The organism is Rothia sp. L_38, from assembly GCF_050689125.1.
Taxonomy (GTDB): Bacteria; Actinomycetota; Actinomycetes; order Actinomycetales; family Micrococcaceae; genus Rothia.
Genome location: NZ_JBOEQD010000030.1, coordinates 1 through 1,745, shown reverse-complemented (window position 1 = coordinate 1,745; position 1,745 = coordinate 1). Strand labels below are relative to the sequence as shown.

General features: G+C 45.5%; 2 protein-coding genes. Both read left to right on the top strand.

The features are described from left to right. The first annotated feature begins 139 nt into the window (after window positions 1–139). Window positions 140–1,141, top strand: coding sequence for a DUF2599 domain-containing protein (locus ACRCJM_RS11950; RefSeq protein WP_237187485.1), 1,002 nt, complete (start codon window positions 140–142; stop codon window positions 1,139–1,141). Window positions 1,142–1,268: 127 nt separating this feature from the next. Continuing rightward, entirely contained in the window at window positions 1,269–1,607 is a 339-nt protein-coding gene (locus tag ACRCJM_RS11945) for a hypothetical protein (protein WP_237187487.1), read from the top strand. Window positions 1,608–1,745 lie beyond the last annotated feature (138 nt).

Genomic DNA, 1,745 nt, shown 5'->3' with positions numbered 1-1,745 from the left:
TTCAGATTAAAGAAAAGTACTTAAGTACTCTCTTTGGTCTAGTGACAGAATAACTCTGGTTTTTCCTGCACCCCGGCTGTAGGCTGCTTATCAACTAGCCCCATCAAGGAGTCTGGTACCTTAGAGAAAAGAGATAAAGATGTCCCTTTTACCCCCCCGTTCTGCTTTTAGTATCTATGCGGTTGGCGCTGTGTTGATTGGTGGAGTAGGTCTTGCACCTGCTTTAGCTCAGAATTCAATTCCGACGAGCCAAGAGAGCTCTGTGGAATATAGGCTAGATGTGCTTGCAGAACAGGCATTTACAATTGATGAGCTTGAAGAGACTTCGTCTGCATTTGTAGTAGCTGGTGAAGAAAGTTCGGTTGAAATTCCTAAAGAGGCTGATTATCCAGTTGTATTAGTTTCTGAGAGCGAAGAGAATCTTGCTATTTCGATTCCTGCAAGTATAGAAGAGGCTGTGGCTGAACCTGGTGAGTTTGGGGAGGTTAGCTTTGATCATGGTAATGCTTCTTCTACATCTGTCCTGCCTCACGAAGATGGCTCTGTGCAGATGGTAACTACGATTGCTGATTCCTCTGCCCCTGAGGAATACGTTTATAATCTTGACTTGCCGGAAGGCGCCAGCATGGAGATTCTTGAGGGCGGTCTTGTTCTTGTAGAAGATTCTGAGGGGAACTTTTTTGCTGGTGTTGCTGCTCCTTGGGCTAAAGACGCTAACGGAGTGGATATACCTACCCGGTATGAGATTCGGGGATCTACTTTGGTTCAGGTTGTAGAGCATCGGGGGCAGGAGAGCGTAGCGTATCCTGTGACAGCTGACCCTTGGCTAGGACGGGATTTGATTAGCCGCGTCTGGGTAACTAACCATCGTGAAGGCTACAAGGTAAATGTTGTAGCTACTAGTTGGGGCAGGGCTTTTAGTGGAGTCGCGACACATAAGGCACATGTTGATGAACTTGTCTCGAAGACCGCACGGGGGCGGATAACACCAACTATCCGAGAACAGTATCTCTGCCATGTCGCTGGTAACCTTTTCGAGAGAGAAGATTATAATATGGAATCCTGGTTGCCCTATAAGCCTTGGTGGCAACAGCTCAACCCTGTTGATCAGTGCAATCCGGGGGGCAGTCGCTATTCATAAGAAAAATAATGCGATTCTTCTTGTGACTTTCTGCCTAGGTGGTCTTATATTTATCATATATGGCATGATCCAAATATCTCTTTATTCAAAGATTAGCGTTTCACCCTTCGAGGCTGAGCCAGAAGAAGTGGCTTATGCTTTTGCTTATAACTTAGATAGAGAGGACTATGACGGTGCAACTGCCTATTATGATTCTTATGCAAACTTAGGTGAATCTGCTGAGTCTATTGAAGATTTGAGAAATTCTGTAGGTATCCCACAGGGGTGTCGACTGCTAAAAAATAAAAAAGATCATATTCATGTAAACTATGATTCAAATATCTATAGGGTAGAAATTCCCTATAGGTGCGATAAGGGTGAGGATGTTCTAGATATTTATGTAACAGATGGAACCTGGGAAACTCCCAACGGTGCAGGAAAATTTGTGGTTTCGATAGCGGCTGGCAAAGCTGGATATCCTCTATAAGCATTGAACGCCTGATTTAGCGTGTAGAGCACTCCTCCCTGATAGGTCCCACCACCGTAGCCTAAGTTTCTTAGACCTTAACGGTTAGGCAGGCTCCCCGTATGTGTTGCGGGGAGCCTGCTTTTTGTTGTGGCGGGG